This window comes from Leeuwenhoekiella palythoae, from assembly GCF_020310025.1.
GTDB classification, from domain to species: Bacteria; Bacteroidota; Bacteroidia; order Flavobacteriales; family Flavobacteriaceae; genus Leeuwenhoekiella; species Leeuwenhoekiella palythoae.
Genome location: NZ_CP084318.1, coordinates 657318 through 681653, shown reverse-complemented (window position 1 = coordinate 681653; position 24336 = coordinate 657318). Strand labels below are relative to the sequence as shown.

Here is a 24336-nt window from a genome sequence, read left to right as displayed (position 1 = left end):
CTGTTATGAAAAAATCTATTTATCAATATAAGCGCCTTATGGGGGCGCTCGTGCTTTTCTTTTTAAGTGCTTGTGAGCCTTTTCTAGAGGTCGATGTACCCAATGACCGGATCACCGGGGAGACCGTATTTAGCGATGATGCCACCGCGCGAGAGGCGATGAATGGCGTGTATATTCAATTATTTAACACCGCTTTTGCTGCCGGGGGCAACCAAAGTGTAAGTTTTCTGGGTGGGCTCTCGGCTGCTACCTATACCGTAACCAATACGGTTCCTGAGATGGAAGCCTTTGCTGCCCATCAACTGGAAGCTACAAACAGCCTGAACCTGGCCTTGTGGTCGGGTGCCTACAACACCATCTATATGTGTAATGACATGCTTGAAGGAGTTGCTAATAACAGCAACTTAAGTTTGGAAACTCGAGAAGCCTTGGAAGGGGAGTCGCGGTTTATAAGGGCGTTTACCTATTTCTACCTGACTAATCTATATGGGGAGGTGCCACTGGTGACGCAAACCACGTATACTAACAATGCCTTAAAAGCCCGAAGTCCACAGACGGAGGTCTATGAGCTGATTCTTGACGATTTAGATCAGGCAGCAGCACTAGTAGATACCGGCTACCCTGATAACGAACGTACCCGTACGAATCGGTTTACGGTTTTAGCTTTGCTGGCACGCGTGCATCTGTATCTGGAAGACTGGGAGCAGGCTGAAACTTACAGCAGCGAAGTCTTGGCAGCAACCCATCTTTATGAGTTGCCCGATGATCTGAACACCGTGTTTTTAGCCAACAGTCCCGAAGCACTCTGGCAGATATCACCCGAGGGCTGGGGAGGCAGCTTTTCCCATACCCGGGATGGCAATCTGCTCATCCGCATCACCCCAACCGCAAGCCCGGTCAGCCTGAGTGAAACGCTTATAGCACACGTAGAGGCCGGAGATCTGCGACGGGACAACTGGATAGGGAGTTTAGCAACCAGTAACGAGACCTATCACTATCCTTATAAATACAAAATTCAATACGAGGCTACAGGGGCTAACTATACAGAATACTCCATGGTCATGCGCCTGGCCGAGCAGTACTTGATACGGGCAGAAGCCCGTACCCGGCAGGGTAAACAGGAAGCGGCAGTAGCCGACCTAAATGTTATACGGGAACGTGCCGGTCTGGAGCCTTTGGTTTATAACCAGGCACTTACGCAGGAACAGCTGTTAGACGAGGTGATGCAGCAGCGCTATCACGAACTGTTTAGCGAATGGGGGCATCGATGGCTCGATTTAAAGCGTACCGGTCGGGCACAGGAAGTGCTGGAAGGTCTGCAGGAAATCGATTTGCTGTACCCCATCCCCGAAGCCGAATTAGTAAAGAACCCTAATCTGACTCAAAATGCAGGGTATTAAACGTTTAACATCATTGAATTTCTTTAGCCTGGTATGGATCTGTTTTCTAATGTGCAGGCCTTTGGCATATGGGCAAACGAAAAAAGATACTATAGCAACGGGTATGCGTAGGGGCACTTTGGATAACGGAATGCAGTACATCATCCATTCCAAAGCAGCCTGGGAGGGGCAAAACCTAGCTATGAATTTATATGTAAATACGGGGTATGAAATGGAACAGGAAGGACAAAAGGATATCGCGCATTATATAGAACATTTGCCCTTTGCAATGTATTTGGATGAAGCAACTGCCCATGGTGGTGCTTTACTGGAGGCTGTTCGTAGTGGAAAATATCCCTGGCAGGGATATACCAATGTGAGACAAACCTGCTACCTTTTCCTCTTTGATACCATAGGTTCTGAAATTTATACTACAGAGTTGGATTTGCTAAGCCGAATAATTGGGGGAGGTTTAAAATCCACTCCGGAGAACCTGGCAGCAGAGCACGGCAGTTTTTATCAGGAGTACATACATAGAAATGGTCATTTAGGATACGATGAAGAGCGCCTGTTCTGGAACCTTTCAAAAGTATATGCTCCGCCGGTACGTCCGGAACACTATTTTGAGCATGTTAAGGGGTTTAATTGGGATGCCGTATCCTCCTTTTATAAAGACTGGTATCATCCACAGCGGGCTACCTTGGTCATGGTGGGGCCTATTACCGATCTAGATCAGGCAGCGCAGGATATTGAAGCCCATTTTGGAAAATTAAAAGCGACTCCTGCTCAAGAACTGGCGTATCCTAAACGAGCATATTTAGAACATCCCAACCAATTTATACAAGTGGAGCAGGAGGATACCGATACACTGGAGTATGCAGAAACGAAAATCGATTTGTATTGGAGAAACCAAACACCTCCAAAAGCAGCATCTAAAGCCTTACAGCACAAATGGATGTATGAAATGCTCTACGAGCTTATTGGCGATCACCTGCGTCAAATCCCTACCACCTATGATTTACACTACACACTGGGTATAGACAGATCGGGTCAACTGCCAGCACTGGGACTCAACCTAAAAACTTTTATGGGAAGGGAACAGGACGCTGTGGAGCACGTGGCTGTAGCACTAGAACAGTTGAAAAAACAAGGGGTTGCTGAGGGGGCATATCAAAAATACCGGCAAAAGGAATTAAAGTCTATTGATCAAAGGGATTCCAATACTTTGGGAGCGGTATTAAGTGCGTATGATGAACGGATACGGGCAGAAGAATTTTTAGAATTTGATCAACTTGCCTTAAAGAAGCGTTGGTTAAATGGGCTCTCGTATGATACTGTAAATTCGGAGCTCAAAGCCTTTTTAAGAGACGGTCCTCAGGATATAGGGATTCTGGCTCCCAAAGGTGCGTCTGTATTGCAGCTGAGTGAAATTCAATTTCGCAGCTGGCTGGATGAGGCTAAGCGAATGAATACGGCAGCCGATGAGTATGAAACTAAACTGATAGCTGATTCCCTTATCGCCCAGTTAACTCAAGAAGACTCTAAAGATTTAGGCAGTGATGCTTTAGGAGGACACCGAATACAACTGGCTAATGGAGTGCGAGTTGTACTTTATCCTCAGGAGGGAGCTCCTTTAAAATTACACGGCTTTCGTAATGTAGGTGCAAGTAACTTGAATAAACAGGATTTTATAAAAGCCCATCTCGTGCCTGAATGGCTACATACCTCGGGGATCGGTGCCTATACCCATTTTGAATTGCAACGCGTGCTTACCGACCTGGGAATGATATACGGCAGGGCCTTGTATGTAAACCAGGGAGAATCCGGTATACAACTTCAGGCCCCGGCCGAGCGTCTTGAATCTTTGTTACAACTGGCTCATTTGTATTTGTCTGCACCCCGGGAGGATCCCGAAGCCTTTACCTATTGGAAGGAGGATGAATTCTTATTTTACAAGAACCCCCCTTACGGGAGGGAGGAACACGATTTAACCGTACTTAGTAAGAATGTTCTTAAGGAAGTAAATCCTGGTTTAACAGCTGAGGAACGTTATAAGGCGGTACAGCTATCTACTATGACTGAATTGAAGGAAATTTATCAAAGCTTATTTCTACATCCTCAGGAGTTTTTGTTTCTGCTGAGTGGAGATTTTAGCGAAACAGAAGTCATACCCCTTTTGGAAACCTATTTGGGTAATCTGCGGGTATCTGAAAATCAGGTAAAACGGGAAGAAAAAGTTATAAGTTATTTACCTAAAGGACCTTTAGAAAAGCTATATATGATTCCCGGTATACTGCCTTCCGATCTCAATCTTAAAATACAATATACTTTTCCTATAGCTCGGGAGGACTGGAAAGCACAGGTTAACTTAAAACTGATGCGGGAAGTAATTAATACCCGCTTGTGGGAACTGCGTCATATTAAAAAAAGAGGTCTGTATATCATTCACGCTATTTCTCATTCAGATATGGAGCTGCAACGCGGCAACCTGACTATTATCCTACCTACGGTTGCCGGGATGGAACAGGTGCTGAGTAGTGATGTGGAGGAATTGGTATCTTGGTTTAAAGAACATCCTATTGCGAAGAGCGAATTAAAAACGATTAAAAGTAGATTTTATGTAAAGGGAATTACGGGTAAATCCATTATAGATGAAGGATACCGCTATTATAAATGGGGCACGATCTTGCCGGAGCCCGAAGCGGTTAAAGCGTATATAGAAGAGGTGAGTGCACAGGATATACAGACTTGGATACAAGAAAAACTGGTGCCGGAACATCGGTATATTTTTATGGGAAAGGGTGTTCCCGAAGCGCGTAATTAAAATGACCTCCCCATAGAAGTGGCTATGGGGAGGCATTTAAAACACCTTATCCTAAGCGGTTAAGGTGTACCCGGAATAACATAGGTTGTTCCTACACCACTTGGTTTTGGGGTGGTCAAAGACATATCGGTATAGACTTCAAATGTCCGTTGCTGAGGATCGTCTTCAAAACGTACCGTACAATCATGTCCGCTACCCGTACACGGGTCGTTGCTCAATTGTGTTGGCGTACCGTTAAGATCAATCCATCCATTTGAAACAGTAGTGGTATGGGCAAAAGCCAGCCCTACTGCCAGCCCCAGGGTCATCACCGGGAGCATCAATTTTGACGTTTTCATAAGTAAAATATTAAAAGATTATGCCTACTCTAGATGTACAGGTTTTCGGCTACCCCTGATCGTCGTGCACACGATTCATAGTTTAGCATTTGGTCGTTTTATGCCGTGATACCGGTAACATCCCCAATACGCCAAAGCAGTAACAAACAGATTGAATACCAGATGCTGCTGCCAGGTGAGGATGTTGATGATCCCCCCACAGGAGCAGGGCAGTTCCGGGCTAAAGCTGATCATCCCGGCTATATATATCGTAAATATGCTCATAACAAGTGCAGAACCCACAAACCCCAGCCAGCGTGTTTGCCCTACCAGCAACAGGCCGGCAAGGCCGTATTCAACAAGTGGGATAAACCATACCAATACCTCAGCTAAAGGTTTTAAAAAATCAACCTGGCTTAGTTGTACTTTAAACTGATCAAACTCGAGGATTTTAGCCGTAGCTGCATAGACCCATAGTAACATGAAGAGGGGTACTACTCCCAAGCTTGCAACTTGTTTTATATAACCTGCTTTTGACATACTTTGTGTTTACAGGTTAAAGGTATGAGAGGTGTTTGGGAAACAGTATGTTATGAGGGATTGAAACTCAGGTGTACGGGATTATTGGTGCATTTTACGGTACTGACTGGGTGCTACACCGAATTCTTTTTTAAATGCCTGCCCAAAATGTACGTAGGACTTAAAGCCTGTTTGTAAAGCGATACTCGATAGGGGGTCTGTGGTGGACCTAATGAGATGCTTGGCCTTATGTAAGCGCTGTTGCAATTGGTATTTAAATACGCTGGTCTGATAAAGTTCTTTGAAGCCTTTTTTAAGTTTATATTCATTAAGACCAAAGCGTACTCCCAAGATCTTTAAGGAGGCGATACGATCTTCCGGGTGGTCTTGGAGATAGGCTTTCACATCCTGAATATTTTGTATGTCTCGTGTGTTTTTGAGCGCCTCGAGCTTCCGTATCGGGTATTCTTTTTTTGAAGCATCCTCTTTCAGTAAGGGATTAAGACTTTGAATGCGGGAGGCCACTACCAGAAAGTTACCGGCAACTGCATCGTAACGCAACTTAAAAAGTGTACATTCTAAAGGTACGTTCAGCGAGTTTGAAGCTCGCAATTCTAATCTACAAGGTACACTAGGGTATTGTTTTTTTAGCAACTGTTTTAAACGCTTTTTAAAGATTTTTTTTGAAGCTGGCGTTAACAGATGTAAAAAGTTTTGATCAACGAAAGTGGGTTCTGCATCGAGGTCAAAATTTGTAGAAAGTATACTATGCTCTGGGTTGATCAAAAAGAGGTAGTGTCTCACCTTAAAAATACTATCAGCCGGCGCATTGAATATAAAAGGATTGTACGAGACTCTCAATTCCTGAGCCAGCATATTAAGCGATGCTGCAATGGCTTCAGTTTCATTGTTTTCGCCTGTACGAGGAATTTGGTAGTTAAAATTACCTTTAGCCATTTCTAAAATCATCGTCTTGATTTGTTTTGCTCGAGTGTTTAAGTAGTTCATACGCAAGAAAGGAAATTAGTTGAAGCGATCATCACTCTCGAAAGCTGCTTAGGAAGTTCCATGCAGTTCTAATATCAAATACCAATTGGGTGGGGATAGCCGCTGATCCGTTTTGTAAATAAAATTGCATCATAATTTCAGTTACTGGATAATCAATGCGAAAAGCCAGAGCACGCACCAAAGCATTGCCATTTTGAGATAAGAAATCCCGTGCTTCTTTTTCAGAATCTATAATAGGGCGTACATCGCAATATACCGGATAAGGTTGGCCCATTTGGACGGCAAGACGATCTTGAACGACCTCTTCTGCTGCCTTAAGACTTAGACAAGCTTCAGGTTTATAATATAAAAACAGGATTCCCGCTTTAATCCGATATTCAGCATACGCGTTTTCGTAATCAGGACGCATAGTGAACAAGTTTTGTAAGGTTAAATGTATTAAAAAGCCTGTCTAGTTGCTTAATTATAAAGGATTTAATCTATAGTGTTGAGGAGTTTTATGAAGGTTTTTGGAGTTAAAGTAAAGTCTCAGGGATAAATAGTAAAGTTTAAAGGAATAATACTTGTTGAATTTTTAATGCTGATATTCAAGGTGTTAATAATTGGTTAGATTCGGTCTGATACAACCAAACTTCTTTAAAATGGCTCAAATCAAACACAACAATTTTCTGGATACCGTTGATAAGGTGATCACGGAAGCTAAAGCGGAAGGTATCGTACATTTGCGTGCTGAAGACAGACAACATACCGGTAGATGGCTTACGGTACAAGGAAAAGCTTGTTATCACTTTGGAAATACCGGGTATTTAGGTTTAGAACAAAATAACCGGATCAAATTAGGGGCCATGCAGGCCCTCTTGCGCTACGGTACCCAATTTCCTTTATCTAAAACCTATATTTCGCATCCGCTTTATGAAGAACTGGAAGAGAAGCTGCAGCTACTCTTTAAAAATCCTGTAATTATTACCAAGAACAGCACCTTGGGGCATCTGGCAGTCATCCCGACGGTGGTGCGGGATGAAGATGCTGTTATCTTGGACCATCAAGTACATTGGAGTGTACAAAATGCAGCGCAGCTCCTTAAAGTACGAGGAATACCCGTACAGCTTGTACGCCACAATAATCTGGAAATGCTGGAAACCCTGATCCAAAAACTTTCTTCTAAAGTTTCTAAAATATGGTATATGGCCGATGGGGTATACTCGATGTTTGGAGATTATGCACCGGTTAAAGAATTGTTAGCACTCACTAAAAAATATCCGCAGCTCTATCTCTACTTTGATGATGTACATGGAATGAGCTGGCGAGGTGCTAATGGGATGGGCTATGTATTGAGTCAGGTGGGAACCCTACCGGAACATGTGTTGGTATTTGGAACCTTAAGTAAATCCTTTGGAGCATCGGGTTCCGTTTTAATCTGTTCTAATAAAAAACTCTATAACCAAATCAAAAACTTTGGAGGTCCCTTAACTTTTTCAGCCCAGTTAGAACCTAGTGCGTTAGGTGCAGCCATAGCCTCGGCAAACATTCATTTGTCTGATGAGATTTATCGTCTGCAGGAAGCGCTGAATAATCGCATCGCCTACTTCAATCAACAATTGGTTATGGCCCATTTACCACTTATCGCGCGAAATAGTTCGCCGGTATTCTATATAGGAACCGGCTTGCCTGCTACAGGTTACTTTCTTGTAAAACGCCTGATGGAAGCCGGGATCTATGTAAACCTTGGTTTATTTCCCGCAGTCCCTGCTAAAAACACCGGACTTCGTATTACCCTCTCCAACCATAATGCTTTTGATGATATTGATCAACTGGTGGAGCAATTGATAAGCAATTATGATATCGCCCTTATGGCTACAGATAATTCCCGTTCTCGAGTGGGAAAAGCCTTCCGTATGGATTTTGTAGATGGTAAGCCCTTTGCCACCACTAACCAGGATTTACAATTTAAGGAATTTAAAAGTATTGCTGAGACTGATGCAACCCACTGGAATACAACCCTAGGGAAATTCAATATGCTAACTTATGATGGGCTTGCCTATTTGGAGCAAAGCTTTACACAGAATCAAGAACCCGAGCACAACTGGCGGTTTTGGTATATACAGATTGTGGATGATGCTAACTGCCCAGTATTGATGACTTTTTTAACCGAAAGTCTTTGGAAAAATGATATGCTGGCTCCGGCTTCGGTCTCTAAACTGCTGGAGCACCAGCGAAAACGTAATCCCTATTTACAAACCTCGCGGGTATTATCTTTGGGCTGCTTATTTACTGAAGGAAACCATCTTTATCTGAATGAAGAACACCCACAGGTCACCTTGGCTTTAAAGCAATTGTTGGAATACATTGAAAATCTGGCACAGACAAGGAAGGTTACCATGACCGTGCTTCGCGATTTTGATCTGAACTACAACTGGTCAAAGGCGATTTTGGATCAAGGCTATATTCCCATAGATATGCCCGATTCGTGTGTATTGCTAGACTTACATCATAAGATCGAAGCTGATTATACCCAATACCTTTCTAAACGATCTCAAAAGCATTTCAAGAAAGATATCGAGCCCTATTTAAGTTTGGTTAAATCTAATGTGGTTCAACGGGTGAGTAGCGCAAACATTAAAGTCTATTACGAGCTCTATCTACAGGTTCAGCGTAAAAATTATGGACTTAATACCTTTACTTATCCTCTTGAGGCTTTTGAAGTCTTGCGCAGTCATCCCAATTGGGAATGCATTCTTCTTAAGGCTGTTGAAGATGAACTCCTATTAGGGGTTATGTTTTGCTATAAAAATTATTCAGGCGTTTATGTACCCAGTCTAATTGGTATGGATTATAAGTATTTAGAAGTATTTAAAACGTACAGACAGCTTTTATATCAGACCATTTTAAGAGCCCGAAAACTAAACATGAGACAGATAGATTTTGGGATGAGTGCCAATTTTGAGAAGCGCAAACTAGGGGCTGCAGTTCTGCCTAAACAAGCCTTTGTGCAAACTGATGACCATTTTTTTCTGGAGGAATTAGAGATGATGCGTACGGGCCACTCCGGTTAATTTTTGAGTGACCAATAGATTATCTCACTATCCTAATGCTTTTGAACCTATCAATTTCTCCTTATGTACTCACCTGTCTAACTGATGTTACCATGTTTGCTACAACCCTACAAAACTTTCACCATGAATTAAAAACTCAAGTATTTGTAATACCTGAAACCCTGAAAAAGGCAGAGGTGGGGATTGAAGTTGCATCTAAAACGCTGATCTGTCTCAAGGAGCTCGTAGAGCAGGAAGATTTTGAAGATGTACCTCATGAAATACACTTTTTTAAGCATCTTAAACCCTGCCCGATGAGTTATCTTATATACTTTACTGAGATGCGCACCTGTGAAATGAGAAAACCGAAAGCTGGCGCTTCTTTCCAGATTAGGTTTTATAAGAAGGAATTGCGCAAAATCAACAAATTCTTTAACCACAATATGCACTTTGTAAGGTATATGGAGGAAGAACACACCTATTTAGATCATCAGTTCTTTACGCGCAATACACAGCAGAATTTTCCAATGACCCCTATGCTGTACCACTACGATTATCCTGATTTTAGTAGTGCGTATGATATGCTCTGGGCTAAAGTGCAAGCCATGTATCGCCTTATACATTATATTCGTGATGCTCTTAAGTCTCTAAATTCTCCCAGTGAAACTGTTCCGTTACCTCAGAAGCATCATGTGATGCTTTGGTCCGGGTCTAAAACAGCTTTAGTCGAACTCATTTATGCTTTACACGCGTCACAGTATCTCAATCATGGGTTGTCTGACCTTAGTACTTTAGTAGCCTCTTTTGAAGGTTTTTTCAATATTAAATTGGATGGAGTTTATAAAACGTATGGAGAAATCAAAGCCCGAAAGGGGAGTAGAACTAAGTTTTTGGAGGAGCTAATCTTAAAATTAGAATATAAGATGCGGCAGGATGACGTTTAATTTAGTAGTATAGCCTGCAGCAGATTTGAAACATAAAAGCTTTGGAATATTTTGCATTTCGTATTTTCAAAAAGGTACTCTTTTTTCAAAGCCTCAAAAGGAAAACAGTAATCGGAAACCTTGTGTATGTCGTCTTGCCATTGTGCTATTCAAACCGTTTCAAGCCTTTGGTCTTTACGTTATTCTTTAGGTTAAATCGCACATCTCACGTGAAACTATATAGGTAGGTATGGCTTCTTTCATTATAAATTTACTTAAAAGTCTTGTCACGAAACCTCGGGGTTGGTTTTTTTAGAATGAAACTGTAGCTCGAGGTTCATGCGTATCTGGAGGATAGAAACAGATACGCGCTCAAAAGGTAGTGTAATCATCTAAAAAAGATGGTCTCATCATTTCATAAATGATCAGATTTACAAAGAAGCTGAACATCTTTAAGAAGTTTGACGCCAATTTGGTTAATTCATAAACCGAATGGCGCCAAACAGCATATTTAGTTTCAGTCAAGGATAGCTCAGGCTATATTTTAGGAAGTTCCCATCCGTTATGGTAGTTCGCTCGAATAAGGGCATCTGCTTCAGGATTATTGAACGTTTGCGATTGCTCATCCCAATAAATTTTATTACCTGTTTTAAAGGCGATATTACCCATATGCGCTGTGATTGCTGCTCTGGCTCCTGCTTCAATATTACACTTGAGCTCGGTAGGCGTGTTATTACGTATAGTGTCAACAAAATTTTTAGCGTGATTGTCTAACGCATTACCTTCACGGTCTTTCCAAGACACCTCCGGGGTTTTATCAATCCATTGATCGTTTTGCCTTTCCCGCTCGGGAACCACTTTCCATCCTCCTCGGTTGACCACTAAAGTTCCATTATTTCCTATAAATGCAATACCTTCTGTTGAACCATAATTACCCCCATCAATACCAGTAGCATGCTCCCATAACAGATTGAAATTTTCAAATTCATAGACGGTTTGTAGGGTATCTGGAGTTTCAGAAGCATCATCGGGATAGGCAAATTTACCACCAGATGCCAAAATAGATTTAGGAGCGCCCGCATTCATCGCATACAGGGCTATATCTAATTCGTGAACTCCCCAATCGGTCATCAGTCCTCCTGCATAATCCCAAAACCACCTAAAATTAAAGTGAAATCTATTCTCATTAAAGGGGCGTGAAGGTGCGGGACCTAACCACATGGTGTAGTCCACTTCTTTTGGAGGCGTTGTATTTGGCTTTACTGGAATGGGATTCATCCAACCCTGATACGACCAACACTTTACTAAACGTATAGGACCTAGTTTTCCTGATCTAACATAGTTAACAGCCTCATCATAATGTTGCCCACTTCGTTGCCACTGTCCCACCTGAACCATTTTAGTGTTGTAGCGTTTGGCTGCGTCAAGCATCACATTACATTCTTCGATACTGTTTGCTAATGGTTTTTCTACATACACATGCTTATCGGCCTGTAAGGCATGCACAGCATTTAAACAATGCCAATGGTCTGGTGTACCTATGATAACCGCATCAATAGCTTTATCCTCTAAGAGTTTCCTATAGTCAGTGTAACGCTTCGGTGCAGTACCAGTATTTTTTTGAAGTTCTAAAGCGCGTTTATTTAGAACCCGCTCATCAACATCTGCTAAGGCAATACACGTCACATTAGGCAATTTTAAATGTGCCTGCAAATTAGACCACCCCATCCCGTTGCAACCTATAAGTCCTAAATTAATACGGTCATTAGCTGAAAACAAATGAATAGGTTGTGCTAAAAGGCTATTGGTCAAACTTAAACCTGCAGAGGCTAAGGCAGTTTTTTGTAGGAACTTACGTCTGGGTAGTGTTCTCATATATAATAGAATAAAGGTTAGCCCTTAAATATAGTCATTTTTACTATATAGATAATTATTAGGGTGTGCATATGATCTCTACTAACGGCTATTTATGGCTACAGGAAAGACAAGATGCTATACACAAAAATCACAATCTGAAATCATATAGGGTTGCTCTCGATGTTTATAAATGATAACCTGTGCTCAAAACACGCGATACGATCCCCAATCTTCATTGGGACAGGCAGCGCGGAAACATCAATGTAAGATGTGCGTATTTCGTATTTCTACTTTTGTATTTTGTATTTCCGTTATCGTATGTTGAAAAAAGTCTCTGATTTTGTAAACCATAAACAGCAACCAGCAAACCTGCCAATTGCCAACTGTTGATCCGTATTTCTAATTCCTGATTTTTGATTTCTAATTCGTTGTGGTATTAGACTTTTATAACTTCAAACAGTAAACACTAAACAAAGGGCTGTCTTTTGCTTGAAGGGATGGGATGAGCGAATGTGCAGAATTCCCAGACAGGTGCAATTTCTCCCAATGTTCGCAATGACGTTTTGGTTCGTATTTCGTTAGTCAAAAGAGACAATAGTTTTTCACATTTCAAACCCTCTAACAATAAACGGTAAACAGCAAACAGAAACCTGCCAATTGCTACTGCCAACTTTTAATCTGTATTCCGTATTTCTCCTTTTGTACTTCAGTATCTTATAAATACTACATAACCGGAAGTTCTAAGGTAACCGTAGTTCCTTGATCTTTTTGAGAAGTGAGATGGAAGGTGCCGCTCAAGGCCTCGCAGCGTTCACGAACGAAGCTTAGTCCTAGTCCATAACCGGTTTCTCCTTGGGTTCCTTTTTGTGGGATTGCCCTACCAGTACGCACCGCTTCTTGGGTTTCGGGAGTCATCCCGATGCCGTTGTCTTCTACCCTCACGTGAAGGATTTTAGCTTTTTGGGAAGATGCCAAGTGCATTGCAACTTGAACTTTTCCGTTGGTCGGCGTGAACTTTAGCGCGTTAGCAATAAGGTTACCAATGATAGGAAGGAGATTTTTTCGGGGAAAGCGCAGGACGGAAGGGGTTGCACGCACATTAAAGGCGATGGCTTTAACTTGCGCTTGTGGACTGTATAAATCGGTTAGTTTTTTGGCTAAGGCTTGGGTGTCATAATTGTGGAGCTGCTGGTCCAGAAGCGGGGTATCCTCTAAAATAGCTTCGGTTAGCTGCAGTAAGCTGCTGGCGGTAGCGGCGGCATCGCTCAGTAAGCTTTCCAGATCGCTGCGCTGCAAGCTGCTTAAGCTGGTGGTTGAAAGCAACTGAGAGAGTCCGCTTAACGGACTGCGTATGTCGTGTGCCAGCCGGCGCTGCATACGTTTAGAATCGGCTAGCGCCTGTTCTAACAGCTGCTGTTGCTTCTGTTGTTGTAGCAAACGTTCCAGTTCTTTGGCAATCAGATGCAGTTGTTCTTTTTGCTCTTGGGTGAGGGATGTTTTATCTTTTCCTGCGACACATAAACTGCCTACGGTCACGTTTTGATCTAGCTTAAGCGGAATCCCGTAATAAAACACATAGCCTTCATCTACCACATACGTTGAGTCTTTAAAACGAAGATCTTCGGCTACCAGCGATTCAAAATACTGCTCCTGTTCAATGGTTACATTACAAATGGAAGTTTCTCTGGGCTTTTGTGTGGCTTGATTTTGGGTTCCGGCAACGGTCCATTGGGTATAGGCATCGATTAAATTCACCTCAGAAAGTTGCGTGCCCGTGACTTTTGCGGCGAGTTCGCTCAGCAGTTTAAAATCGTGTACAAGCTGCTGGTAATCCAGATCTAAGTCGGCCAGACTCTTTATTCGCGAATACTCTTTTGAATGCAATGCTCACTGATTTAGGGAAGGCAAAAATATCAAAATCTCTTTTGTAAAGGAGGAGGATCGCAAGTTTAAAAATACTTTAACACAGCGGCTTAGCCCCATAAAAAAATCCCCGGAAGAAAAAGCTTCCGGGGATTGCTATAACATGCTGGAGCCCGTAGGCTAAAGCGTGTAGTATGGATTAATAACCCGGATTTTGCCAGTCGGCTTTCATATCTGGAGACAGGTTAGAACCGTCTTCATTGAGCAATCCGTCTATAAAGGATTGCGGTACCGGACGCAGTTCGTGCTTATTCTCGGTGATATTGGTCGCCTGCGGATTAAACGCACGCGCACGCTGAATCAAAGTTCCCGTACGAGAAAGCGTTTCCCAACGCATCCACTCTCCCAAGTGCTCACGGGTACGCTCATTTAAGATAAAATGAAGGGCACGCTCATACGACCCGGAAACACCTAAAGCCGCAAGCACCGCCTCATCTTCGTCAGGCAGGTTGTCTGGGAAAGAGGTCAAACTCAGGTCAGAAGCCGCTGTGGTTACTTCCACATCCGGATTAGAAAGGTAATAGGTATTCATATTCAAATTGGAATTGACATAATTGGTAGCTGCCGAACCGGTATTGAGGCTGTTGTTTTCAAATGCAACAGAGCCATCGATATAATACGAACGGTTTTCTCCTGCTTTCCAAGCAGCACGCGCACGCACGGTGTTGAGGTCGTTCATCGCATTGCCGTATTGCTGTAAACGCGCATAACACTCCGCACGCAGCAAGTAGGTTTCTGCCAAGCGTGCCATAGTCACGTCACGGTGCGCATCTCCTTTTTCTGCAAAACGAGAACCGTCATCGGTTTTGTTGATTCCGGCGAAAAAGTTTGAAATGGGGGTACTCTTAAAATCAGGCGAAACATACTGCCCATTTTGATATAATACTAACGAGTTGGGTACAAACTGCCCCGGAGTACTGGTTAGCGAACCTGAAGTCTCGGTTTGACGCATTCCTTGACGCCATTCGGGTAAGCGCCCGTCAACGTCTGACCAATTTGGGTTTTGAATATTGGCACCAAAAGTAAAGTCGTTATAAGTATCGTCATCTTTTGTATTCAAGATCATCACAATTCCGGGATCTCCTAATTCTACTCCGGCATCGGCGTTGATCACATTGTTCACGCCATATACCGTTTTAAATGTTTTCCACATACGCGAATCGTTCACGTGATCAAAAACCGCATAGGTATATTCGGTAGGACGCAGGCGCTGAAAATCCATACCTCCAATCCATACGCCACGACGTACCCAACCTCCTGAGAAATTAGAAAATTGTGGGGTGAAATAGTTATACGTACGGTTTCCGAAACGTCCTGTAGTCGATGCATCTGCATTGTGCGGCGCAGCCATTAGAATTTCGTCTAACTGTTCAGCTTCACTATCAACACCCGTCCAGTTGGCATATAAATCGCGGTAATCTGCAGCGAGGCCACCACGCGCGTCAATCGCATAAGTAGCAGCTTCAATCGCTTCATTCAGGTCTCCTTGAATGTATTCTGCATTCCAATCGTCGTTACGCTCAGAAGCTCTAAACAATAAGGCTTTGGTAAGGAAGTGTGCTGCGGTAGCTTTAGTCCAGGTTACCCCTTTTCCATAGGTATAAACTTCACCTTCAAAGTAATTGTAAGCTTCTCTAAAGTCAGAAATGACTTGCGCCCAGGTCTCTTCATCAGTCGCTCGGGTGAAGTTACGTACCACACCTTCGGCAGGCTCTAACTGCAATACCACACCTCCGTATTGTGCGGCAAGGCGGTAGTAATTATAGCCTCGTAAAAAATGCGCATGCGCCAGGCAACGGTTGCGAATACCCTCATCTTCAATCACCTCGGCATTAGCGATTATGGTATTTGCCGAAGCAATCCCGTAATACATCTGATCCCAAAGCGCCGCAGGAGAGGTCGCGTTGTTGTTAGCCGCACCGGTTTCGGGCGTTGCACCTACCGGGTTCAAACGGTTGTCATAGGTGTTCCACATTTCATTAGTGAGGTCATTGGCATTGGTAAATTCATCGGTACCATAAAGGGTCAACCCATAGGCCCATTCGTACCCAAAATGCCATCTGATATTTCCGTAAAGGGAAACTGTAAGATCTTCAAGACCCTGAGCAGTTTCAAAATATTCTGTAGAGTACTGGTTGGTCAATTCTTCATCGAGAAAATCATCTTTACACGAGGTACTGCCCAAAGCGAGCGCGCCACAGAGTAAAATAGTACTACTTCTTTTTAATATATTTAGTTTCATCTTTTTCTTTTTTGAATTCAATTGAGGATTATAGTCCGATGTCTAAACCTACTGCAAAGCTTCGGTTGAAAATGGTAGAGTTGGTATCAAAATCATACCAAGCAGCGCCTTGATAAATACTTCCCGGGTTTACCGCTTGTACATACACTCTCAAGTTGTTTAAGCCCATTTTTTCGCTTTGCTCAGGAGAAAAATTATAACCCAGTGAAATGTTTCTGATCTTAACAAAACCGGCATCCTGGATTCCTAGTAACCCTGAGAATTCATCCTGAGATCCTGAAGTCGCTTGACCTAAAATAGGCTTTTGAAAAGCAGCATCGGTATTATCTGGCGTCCAGTAATCGATCTCACGCTGGTTAGAACGTGCGGTCATCGCCTCACCACCTATATTGGCTTTATACCCTAAACGGGAGATGATAAGCGTACTCAATTCAAAACCTTTGTAGCTGAAGGAGTTGTTCCAACCTAAAGTCCATCGTGGTGTTGTATTGCCTAGGATCGTGCGGTCGTCTGCATTCATAACATAGTCACCGTTCTGATCGGTAGGGCGCACATTACCCGGGCTGAAATCGTATCCGTTCTCATTCCATAAGGCCATTTCTGCTTGATCTTCGGGAGTGTCTTGCCACAATCCTTCGTTATCGTAACCGTAAATCACTCCAATAGACTCGCCGATAAACCAGTTATTGTCTACCATATCATTTTCGCCGTAGGCTAATTCTTCGATTTCGTCACGTTGCCACGCTACGTTAAGATCTGAAGCCCATTGGAAACCTTTTTCGGTCGCTACCGGAATTAAATTCAGACTTGCTTCAAAACCTTTGTTGTTGGTTCTACCAATGTTAGCGATGGTAGAAGGGAACCCGGTCAGGGTAGGAATATTAACCGACATCAATAAATCTGAAGTATAGGATTTATACACGTTCAAACTACCCGAAACACGATTGTTAAACAAACCGAAGTCTACCCCTAAGTTGTATTGTGTGGTTTTCTCCCAGCCCAGATTTGGGTTGGCTAAAGACAATTGCGATCTGGAATAATACGGCTCATTGGTCGTATACCCGATTTGGTTCGAAAGTCCGTTAAACGGAAGGAAGATCGAAATAATATCTCCTTTAGTAGCGTAAGGATCTACCGCTGAGTTACCTGTAGTACCATATCCTAAACGCAGCTTCAAGTTATTCACCCAATCTGCATTCGCAAGAAAATCTTCTTGATCTAATCTCCAGGCAAGCGCGGCAGAGGAAAAGAAGTCCCATTTATTGCCAGCACCTAACTGTGAAGCACCATCCCAACGTCCTGAAACTGTAAGTAAATATTTACTGTCAAAACCATAGTTTAAACGCACCATATACGAACTCAACTGACGCTCGTTAAGGTTAGAGCCAATACTTACATTGTTTTCCGAATTGGTAAGGTCTATCGCACCGAAATTATTCCACAGCATAGAGGCTTTTGGGATATTGTTGGCAGACATGCCTGAACTTTCGATATTCCAAGAAGAAGCGGTTTGCAGTAAAGTCACATCAAGGTTGTGTTTCTCTCCAAAACTTTTGCTGTAGTTGATCTGGTTATCCAGCGTCCACGAAAAATCTCGTCTGTTGTTCAAACGCGCATAGTTAGTACCTAGTGAACCGTCTGAATTGATGCGGTGTGATGAACTTCCGTCAATATAAACCCCTTCTCTGAAGTGACGAAAGTCAGGCCCAAAACGTATTAAGTATTCTAAACCTTCTAAAGGTTGGTAGATCTCCCCAAAATCAAAGGTAGCACTAAGACTACCCAGCGCACGCAAGGTTTGCGATAATTGGGTACTCTTATTCTCTTCGCCAATGATGGTATAAATGGTGGTCTCACCTCCCGGGTTGATCACTAAATTGCCATCGGCATCATAAGGTACTGCAATATTGTAGATGTTTTTAGCAGCGCCGTAAATCGCATTAGGTACCGAACCGCTACGACCCCCTAAAGTAGAGAAACCATAATCTTGCTCACTCCACGAGAGGTTGAAATTGGCATCAAACTGAAACCAATCTACCGGTTTTATACTCGCGCTTAAGTTAGCAGTATAACGCTCGTAAAACTGTCCTTTTTGTGTTCCTTTATTATTTACATAACCCACAGAACCGTATGCGTTGACTTTTTCGGTACCCCCACTGGCACTTAAGGTATGCTCGCTCAAGATTCCGGTTTGCGTTACAAAATCGGTCCAATCGGTGTTGCGCACGCGAGAAGCATCAAAGCTACCGTTTTGCCAACCTTGTAAAACGTTATCTCGTGAAGTCTGCCCGTCAAGCGGACTGTCAAAAATATTGGTGTCATTAGCCAAAGTAGGACTGTCTGGGTGAGCATACGTCTCAGGATCGAGGTTGTATGCTGCCCAACGTCTAAAATCAATAAAGTCTGCTGCACTCATTGCCGGTGCACGATCTACGATATCAGAAGTGGTCACCGTACCCGAATAGTTCAGGGTAAATCGGCCGGTCTTTCCTTTTTTAGTCGTTACGATGATCACCCCGTTAGCCCCTCGCGATCCATAGACTGCGGTAGCCGAAGCATCTTTTAATACGTTGATCGACTCGATGTCTCTTGGGTTTATGGTTTCAATAGAAGAAGCTGAAAGCAGCGGTACCCCATCTACTACATAAAGTGGCGCATTACTCGCAGTTAACGAACGGTTACCCCGAATACGTACCGATCCTACCGTACCGGGACGCTCACTACTGGTAATGTCTACCCCGGCAGCTTTACCTTGTAGGGCTTGAAATACGTTACTCACGGGTTGTGTAAGCAGTTCTTCAGAACTTACTGAAGAAACCGCACCTGTAAGGTCAGATTGTTTCTGTGTTCCATACCCAACTACCACTACGGCATCGAGTTCGGCACTGTCTTCTTCCAAAGTAATCGTATAGGTGTTTTGTGCACCTACGACTTGCGAAATCGATTTCATTCCGAGGAAAGAAAAAAGCAAGGTCTCTCCTTGAGCAGCTTGTAAGCTGAAGTTACCATCAAAATCGGTTTGTGTTCCACGCTGAGTGCCTTGTACCAAAACATTAACTCCGGGCAGCGGCATTCCGTCAGCATCAGTAACGGTCCCGGTTACCGCTTTTTCCTGAGCCCACAAGCTGGTGGAGAGCATCAGTATACTGAAACACAGTAGAAAAAATTTGTTTGTTTGTTTCATGTGTATTAGAATTATTTAAGAATATTAAACGTATCAAGTACATTTGATCGTGAAAGTAGGTAAAGAAAACGTTTGAGGTATCCTGTACTATGATGCTTTTTAGCTAGAGATTTAGTTTAATTTTAAGTTAAATCGTTTTAGAATCTAGGTTTACCCGTAAGCATAAAAAAAAGCTGTTCTTTAAACAGAACAGCTTTTTGTGGAAGCGTTGCGCGAAAAAGCGCTTCGACTATTTTAATACTATATCTTTTTTTTATCGAAATATGCTAAAAATATCCCGGCATTAATCATATCCTGGATTTTGGTCATACAGGTTTTCTTTAACCGTGATTTGCGAACTAGGTACCGGGAACAGGATTTGGTTCTCGTCCATGGTTTGCATTCGGTTTTGTACATCTTCGGTAGCGATCCAGGCATTGATCGTACTCACAACGGTACCCGTACGTACCAGATCGTACCATCTTCTGCTTTCTCCTGCAAATTCCAGACGTTTGGCCGCTAAGAGCGTTGCCAGATCTACATTGGCAACCGGATCTAAACCGGCACGGTCGCGTATTTGATTGACGATCCCATCTACTTCAGCTTGTGTTCCGTTTGCACCCATAAGAATCGCTTCGGCTTTCATCGTTAAAATATCGGTATAACGTAGGATTGGGTAATTTAATCCCCAGTCAAAGCGGTCCTGACCGGCGCGTTCCAGATTTAAATATTTCGTATAAAAAGGCACCGGATTGAAGTTTCCGTTTTGATCGGTATATCCGTTTTGAATATCAAGATCGTCTCTAAGGTCGTCTGCCTCATAGGCGTTGATCAAATCTGTTGCCACTTGTTTTGCAGTTTCCCCATTAGAAAAACCTACGCCGTTCACACGCAAATAACCATCGGGAACCGGAAGGGAAGGGTATTCAGCTCCAACTCCTAAACCGCCTGAGAGGTATTCAATATTCAATACAATTTCGGCATTGTTCTCATTGTTATAATCAAAAATAGCAGGGTAATCGCTCACAAAAGCAAAAGGTCCGTTATTGATGATATCATTGAACTGGGTCAGTGCCAGATCGTATTCATCAGCATCTAATCCTGCGCCTTCAATACCGTAGGTAGGTCCGCTTCGGGTGAGGTACACGAGGCCTAAGGTAGCTTTGGCAGCCCACGAAGTCACTTTACCTTGCGCATCAGAACCATAAGAATCCGGGAGCAAATCGATGGCGGTATTTAAATCTTCGAGAATCAAATTATAGACTTCGGCAACCGGAGCACGGGGGATTTCCAGAGTTTCGGTAGGCGTATACACCCGGTCAAACACGGGGACCTTACCGTAGGTGCGCACCAGATCAAAATAGAAAAAGGCTCTCCAGAAGCGTGCTTCTCCTATGATGCGGTTCAATACAGCGCCATCAGGTACTAGCTCTTCATTGATCTGATCTAAAACCGTGTTGGCTCTAAATATTCCGGTGAAATCGGTATTCCAGTTGTCTGCGACGATGGCGTTGGTCGCGAGTGAACGATCAAAGGCATTGATAGGGTCGTAAGCACGCACACCTGTAGGTGAAACCGCATATAAATTGTCTGAACGGGTTTCCGAAAGGTAAAATTGATAGATAGGATAACTTTGTAGCGTGCTGTATATTCCGTTTACGGCAGCTTCAAAGTCTGCGGTATTTCTGTAGAAATTATTACTTCCCTGCTCAGAAATAGGTGTTTGGTCGAGTTCGTCTGAACACGAAACTACCAATACAGCTAGCAGGATTAAGGTTATATATTTTTTCATGATGCTTTTTTTAAAAGGTGAAGTTTAGACCGGTAACAATTGATTTTGAAAGTGGAAAGGCTCCATAATCATCACCGTTGCTGTTAACGGCTTCTGGGTTAAAGCCACCGTAATATTGGTCATTACCAAACCAGTTTTCTGCGGTAACATAAATGCGTAAGCCCGAAAATAGATTGGTATCGATCACAGCGCCTAAATCGTAGCCCAGCGTGATGTTACGTATTCTCCAATAGTCTGAAGAGTATAACCAGTCTGTATTTTTAATACGACCAAAGGTAGAGTAGGCTTTTCCTTCAATGCCGTTACCGGGATTTTCAGGAGATCTCCAGCGATCGCGAATAAACCCTAAATGGTTATCCTGATAGCCTTGCCCGGTTCGGTCAATCGCTCTACCAAAGGTGGAGTAGATTTTACCACCGGTTTGTCCCTGAACCAGAACGGTCAGGTCAAAACCTTTATACGTAAACGTATTGGTCATCCCATAAACATAATCGGGATTGGGATGTCCTGAGATCACACGGTCTGCCGGACTAATAACGCCGTCTCCATTAGCATCAACATATTTAGGGTCGCCTTCCATCTGATTTCCGTAGAGTGCAGCGCCGTTGTCGATATCTTCCTGTGAAAGAATGCCGTCTTGTTGTACTACATAAAGACTGTATAGCGGTTGACCTACCTGAAGAATATTGTGTTCAATATCAAAAGAACCGCCTAGGATCGGGGAGTTGTCAGGTCCTAATTGTTTTACCTCATTGGTATTGTGGCTGATGTTGAAATTAGTAGTCCAAGTAAAAGCACCCCCTTGTAGATTGCGGGTCGTTAACTCCAGTTCCCAACCACGGTTCTCTACCTTACCAATATTGGTCACTGCTGACGAAAACCCGGAAGCGGTAGGTACCGGAACACTCAATAAAAGGTCTTTATTGGTTTTTACGTAATAGTCAAAAGAAGTAAAAATGCGTCCCTTTAAGAATCCGATGTCTGTACCAAAATTGATGGTTTCAGACTCTTCCCAGCTGAGGTTAGGATTGGCCGAATTGATAGGTACCTGCCCGGTTACAAAATTTCCACCGTAGGAATAGTTAGAAAATCCAATTCTGGAAATACTGGCGTAATCATCACTAAAAGTGTTGTTACCTGCAAGACCCCAGCTGGCTCTAAGTTTCATATTGCTGATAAAATCAACATCAGCAATGAATTTTTCTTTATCTATATTCCAACCTAAAGATGCTGAAGGAAATACACCCCATTTGGTATCACGACCAAAATTAGACGAGCCATCACGACGTATACTCGCCGTAAGTAAGTACTTGTCTTTATAACCGTATTGCGCACGACCGAAATACGACAGCAGTACTTTTTTAGTTTCGAAAGTATAAGTGCCGCTGGCGCTGATGTTGTTTGCTGCATTGAGTGTAGTGATGTCATCAGATCCAAATCCCTGAGCTGCAAGAATGCGCTGATTGTCGTATTTAAAAATACTGTACGATGCTCCTCCTAATAAGGATAGGGTATGGGTGTCATTAAAATTGAGATCGTAGTTTACTGTATTCTCATTGACAAAGTTTTGCTTTTGATACGCACTAAAGGAACCAGCTGCCTGTCTGTTACGATCTACAAAGGAAGGTCTGAAGTATTTGTTCTTAGCTTCCGTATTATCTAAGTTAATCGAAGATTTAATGCGTAAGCCTTCAATGATCTCATATTCTCCATAAAGGGTGGTGAGTGTTCTAAAGATTTTATTCTCTCCGATGGTGTTTTCAATAGTACGAATAGGACTCGGAACGCTGCGACCCCAGGCATAAGAGGTATTGTCACCAATGTTATAATCCAGGCCATCTTCAGAAATAGGTGTTGCAGAAACCACATAGTGCATCAAGTTGTCTTTACCTTCAACTCCGGGATCTTGGGTTACCGAATACGAAGGCGCGATGTTCACACCAAATTTAAGATTGTCACTTGCAGTAATTTCCACATTAGCACGTGCAGAATAGCGCTTGTAGTTTACGCCCAAAGCAATACCATCTTGATTAAGATGTTCTCCGGAAATAAAATAATTTACAAATTCGTTTCCACCGCGTGCTGAAAGCTGATAGCTCTTTACTTCGCCGGTTCTAAAAAATTCGTCTTGCCAGTCGATATAATCCAGACCGGGATGACCTTCCTGAAACCAGCGGTCGTCTTTGATAAAGTTGGTGTCAAAACCGCCTAGAATGGCTTGCCGTTCTGCGCTCGTTTGGTCTGCCGTACGACCAGCTCCTGAATTTACCCAGCGGGCATCGATGATCTCTGAAGCCCGATCAACCCATTCTTCCGCGCTTAGCATATCAAGCTTTTTTACCGTTTTATTGATCCCATAATAGGTGTTGAAACTCAGTTTGGGTTTGCCCAGTTTTCCTGACTTCGTCGTGATCAAAACAACCCCGTTAGAAGCACGCGAACCGTAAATGGATGCGGCTGCAGCATCTTTTAAAACCTGAATAGATTCGATATCCCCGGGATTGATATTGTCTAAAGGATTTCCTGAGCCAAAATCGCCGTTGCCATTTTGTGTGGACGGCTCTAATGGGAATCCATCAATAACATAAAGCGGCTGATTTCCGGCAGAGATCGAGCCTGTTCCCCGTACTTGTACTGAAAAACTTTTTCCGGGAACCCCACTGGTTTGTTTCACGCGTACCCCGGCCATTTGTCCTACCATCGCCTGATCAACCTTACTGATGGGGCGTTGGTTTAGAATTTCGGTATCCATTGTAGCTACGGCAGTGGTAATGCTAGATTTTTTCTGCGTACCATATCCTACTAAAACTACTTCGTCGAGTTCGGCACTGTCGGCCTCCATCGTTATCGTATAGGTATTTGCGCTACCTACGGCTTGTGTAATCGATTTCATACCGAGGTATGAAAAAAGCAGTACTTCTCCTTCTGAAGCTTGAAGACTGAAGTTTCCGTCAAAATCGGTTTGTGTTCCACGTTGAGTGCCTTGCACCAAAACGTTTACTCCCGGTAAGGGCATTCCTTGTGCATCAGTAACGGTTCCGCTCACTGACTTTTCTTGTGCCCAAGCTAAGCCTGTGAAACACAGTATGCTTAAGCACGTCAGAATCCATTTGTTCAATTGTTTCATATTTTAAATAATTTGAGAGAATACTATATGAATTGATAAGTATTGCGTTAAAATTATGCTATTACAACGTTGTAGCTGTCCTGTACTTACCGTGCTGTGGTGTCCTGTACATTACGAATTTGTGCAATAAGTAATGGTTTTCACAGGACGGCACAGGATAGCAAATGCTTCTTGAACTTCTAATTTTAGCCTAACTTGAAACACTTTGCAATGCATTGTATTTTCAATTT

Annotated in this window: 14 protein-coding genes; 4 read left to right on the top strand and 10 right to left on the bottom strand. The window is 43.0% G+C overall.

The window, feature by feature from the left end; genetic code table 11:
- Positions 1-5: 5 nt before the first annotated feature.
- Together LDL79_RS02685 and LDL79_RS02680 are read left to right on the top strand one after the other, a co-directional pair.
- Entirely contained in the window at positions 6-1400 is a 1395-nt protein-coding gene (locus tag LDL79_RS02685; protein WP_317197763.1) for a RagB/SusD family nutrient uptake outer membrane protein, read from the top strand.
- 103 nt (positions 1401-1503) lie between these two features.
- Positions 1504-4203 carry an insulinase family protein gene (locus LDL79_RS02680; protein ID WP_225599075.1) on the top strand — a complete coding sequence of 900 codons (2700 nt, stop codon included), beginning with the start codon at positions 1504-1506 and terminating at the stop codon, positions 4201-4203.
- Between the two features lie 59 nt (positions 4204-4262).
- Here LDL79_RS02680 and LDL79_RS02675 read toward each other — a convergent pair whose 3' ends face one another.
- The 4 genes from LDL79_RS02675 to LDL79_RS02660 form a co-directional block, all read right to left on the bottom strand.
- Positions 4263-4541 (bottom strand): DUF6520 family protein, encoded by a 279-nt coding sequence (locus LDL79_RS02675; protein WP_225599074.1) that lies wholly within the window; start codon positions 4539-4541, stop codon positions 4263-4265.
- 75 nt (positions 4542-4616) lie between these two features.
- Entirely contained in the window at positions 4617-5060 is a 444-nt protein-coding gene (locus LDL79_RS02670; protein WP_372521289.1) for a MauE/DoxX family redox-associated membrane protein, read from the bottom strand.
- A gap of 81 nt (positions 5061-5141) precedes the next feature.
- Positions 5142-6047 carry a helix-turn-helix domain-containing protein gene (locus LDL79_RS02665; protein WP_225599072.1) on the bottom strand — a complete coding sequence of 302 codons (906 nt, stop codon included), beginning with the start codon at positions 6045-6047 and terminating at the stop codon, positions 5142-5144.
- A 31-nt stretch (positions 6048-6078) separates the two neighbouring features.
- On the bottom strand, positions 6079-6456 hold the full coding sequence (locus LDL79_RS02660) for a DUF7793 family protein (RefSeq protein ID WP_072980192.1): 378 nt from the start codon (positions 6454-6456) through the stop codon (positions 6079-6081).
- 232 nt (positions 6457-6688) lie between these two features.
- On the opposite strand from LDL79_RS02660, the gene LDL79_RS02655 reads away from it, so the two are divergent.
- Both LDL79_RS02655 and LDL79_RS02650 read left to right on the top strand, forming a co-directional pair.
- The gene (locus tag LDL79_RS02655) at positions 6689-9100 is read left to right on the top strand and encodes an aminotransferase class I/II-fold pyridoxal phosphate-dependent enzyme (protein ID WP_225599071.1); all 2412 of its coding nucleotides are present in this window, start codon (positions 6689-6691) and stop codon (positions 9098-9100) included.
- A gap of 92 nt (positions 9101-9192) precedes the next feature.
- Positions 9193-10023, top strand: a complete 831-nt coding sequence (locus LDL79_RS02650) for an RteC domain-containing protein (RefSeq protein ID WP_225599070.1) — start codon at positions 9193-9195, stop codon at positions 10021-10023.
- Between the two features lie 516 nt (positions 10024-10539).
- Here LDL79_RS02650 and LDL79_RS02645 read toward each other — a convergent pair.
- From LDL79_RS02645 to LDL79_RS02620, 6 genes are all read right to left on the bottom strand, one after another.
- On the bottom strand, positions 10540-11877 hold the full coding sequence (locus tag LDL79_RS02645) for a Gfo/Idh/MocA family protein (protein ID WP_167597750.1): 1338 nt from the start codon (positions 11875-11877) through the stop codon (positions 10540-10542).
- A 705-nt stretch (positions 11878-12582) separates the two neighbouring features.
- Positions 12583-13743, bottom strand: a complete 1161-nt coding sequence (locus LDL79_RS02640; RefSeq protein ID WP_225599069.1) for a sensor histidine kinase — start codon at positions 13741-13743, stop codon at positions 12583-12585.
- Positions 13744-13921: 178 nt separating this feature from the next.
- Positions 13922-16024 (bottom strand): RagB/SusD family nutrient uptake outer membrane protein, encoded by a 2103-nt coding sequence (locus tag LDL79_RS02635; RefSeq protein ID WP_225599068.1) that lies wholly within the window; start codon positions 16022-16024, stop codon positions 13922-13924.
- A gap of 28 nt (positions 16025-16052) precedes the next feature.
- Positions 16053-19208, bottom strand: a complete 3156-nt coding sequence (locus LDL79_RS02630; RefSeq protein ID WP_225599067.1) for a SusC/RagA family TonB-linked outer membrane protein — start codon at positions 19206-19208, stop codon at positions 16053-16055.
- A 283-nt stretch (positions 19209-19491) separates the two neighbouring features.
- A complete protein-coding gene (locus LDL79_RS02625; protein ID WP_225599066.1) occupies positions 19492-20979 on the bottom strand; it encodes a RagB/SusD family nutrient uptake outer membrane protein in 1488 nt (495 codons plus the stop codon).
- Between the two features lie 10 nt (positions 20980-20989).
- Positions 20990-24106 carry a SusC/RagA family TonB-linked outer membrane protein gene (locus tag LDL79_RS02620; protein ID WP_225599065.1) on the bottom strand — a complete coding sequence of 1039 codons (3117 nt, stop codon included), beginning with the start codon at positions 24104-24106 and terminating at the stop codon, positions 20990-20992.
- Between the last annotated feature and the right edge of the window lie 230 nt (positions 24107-24336).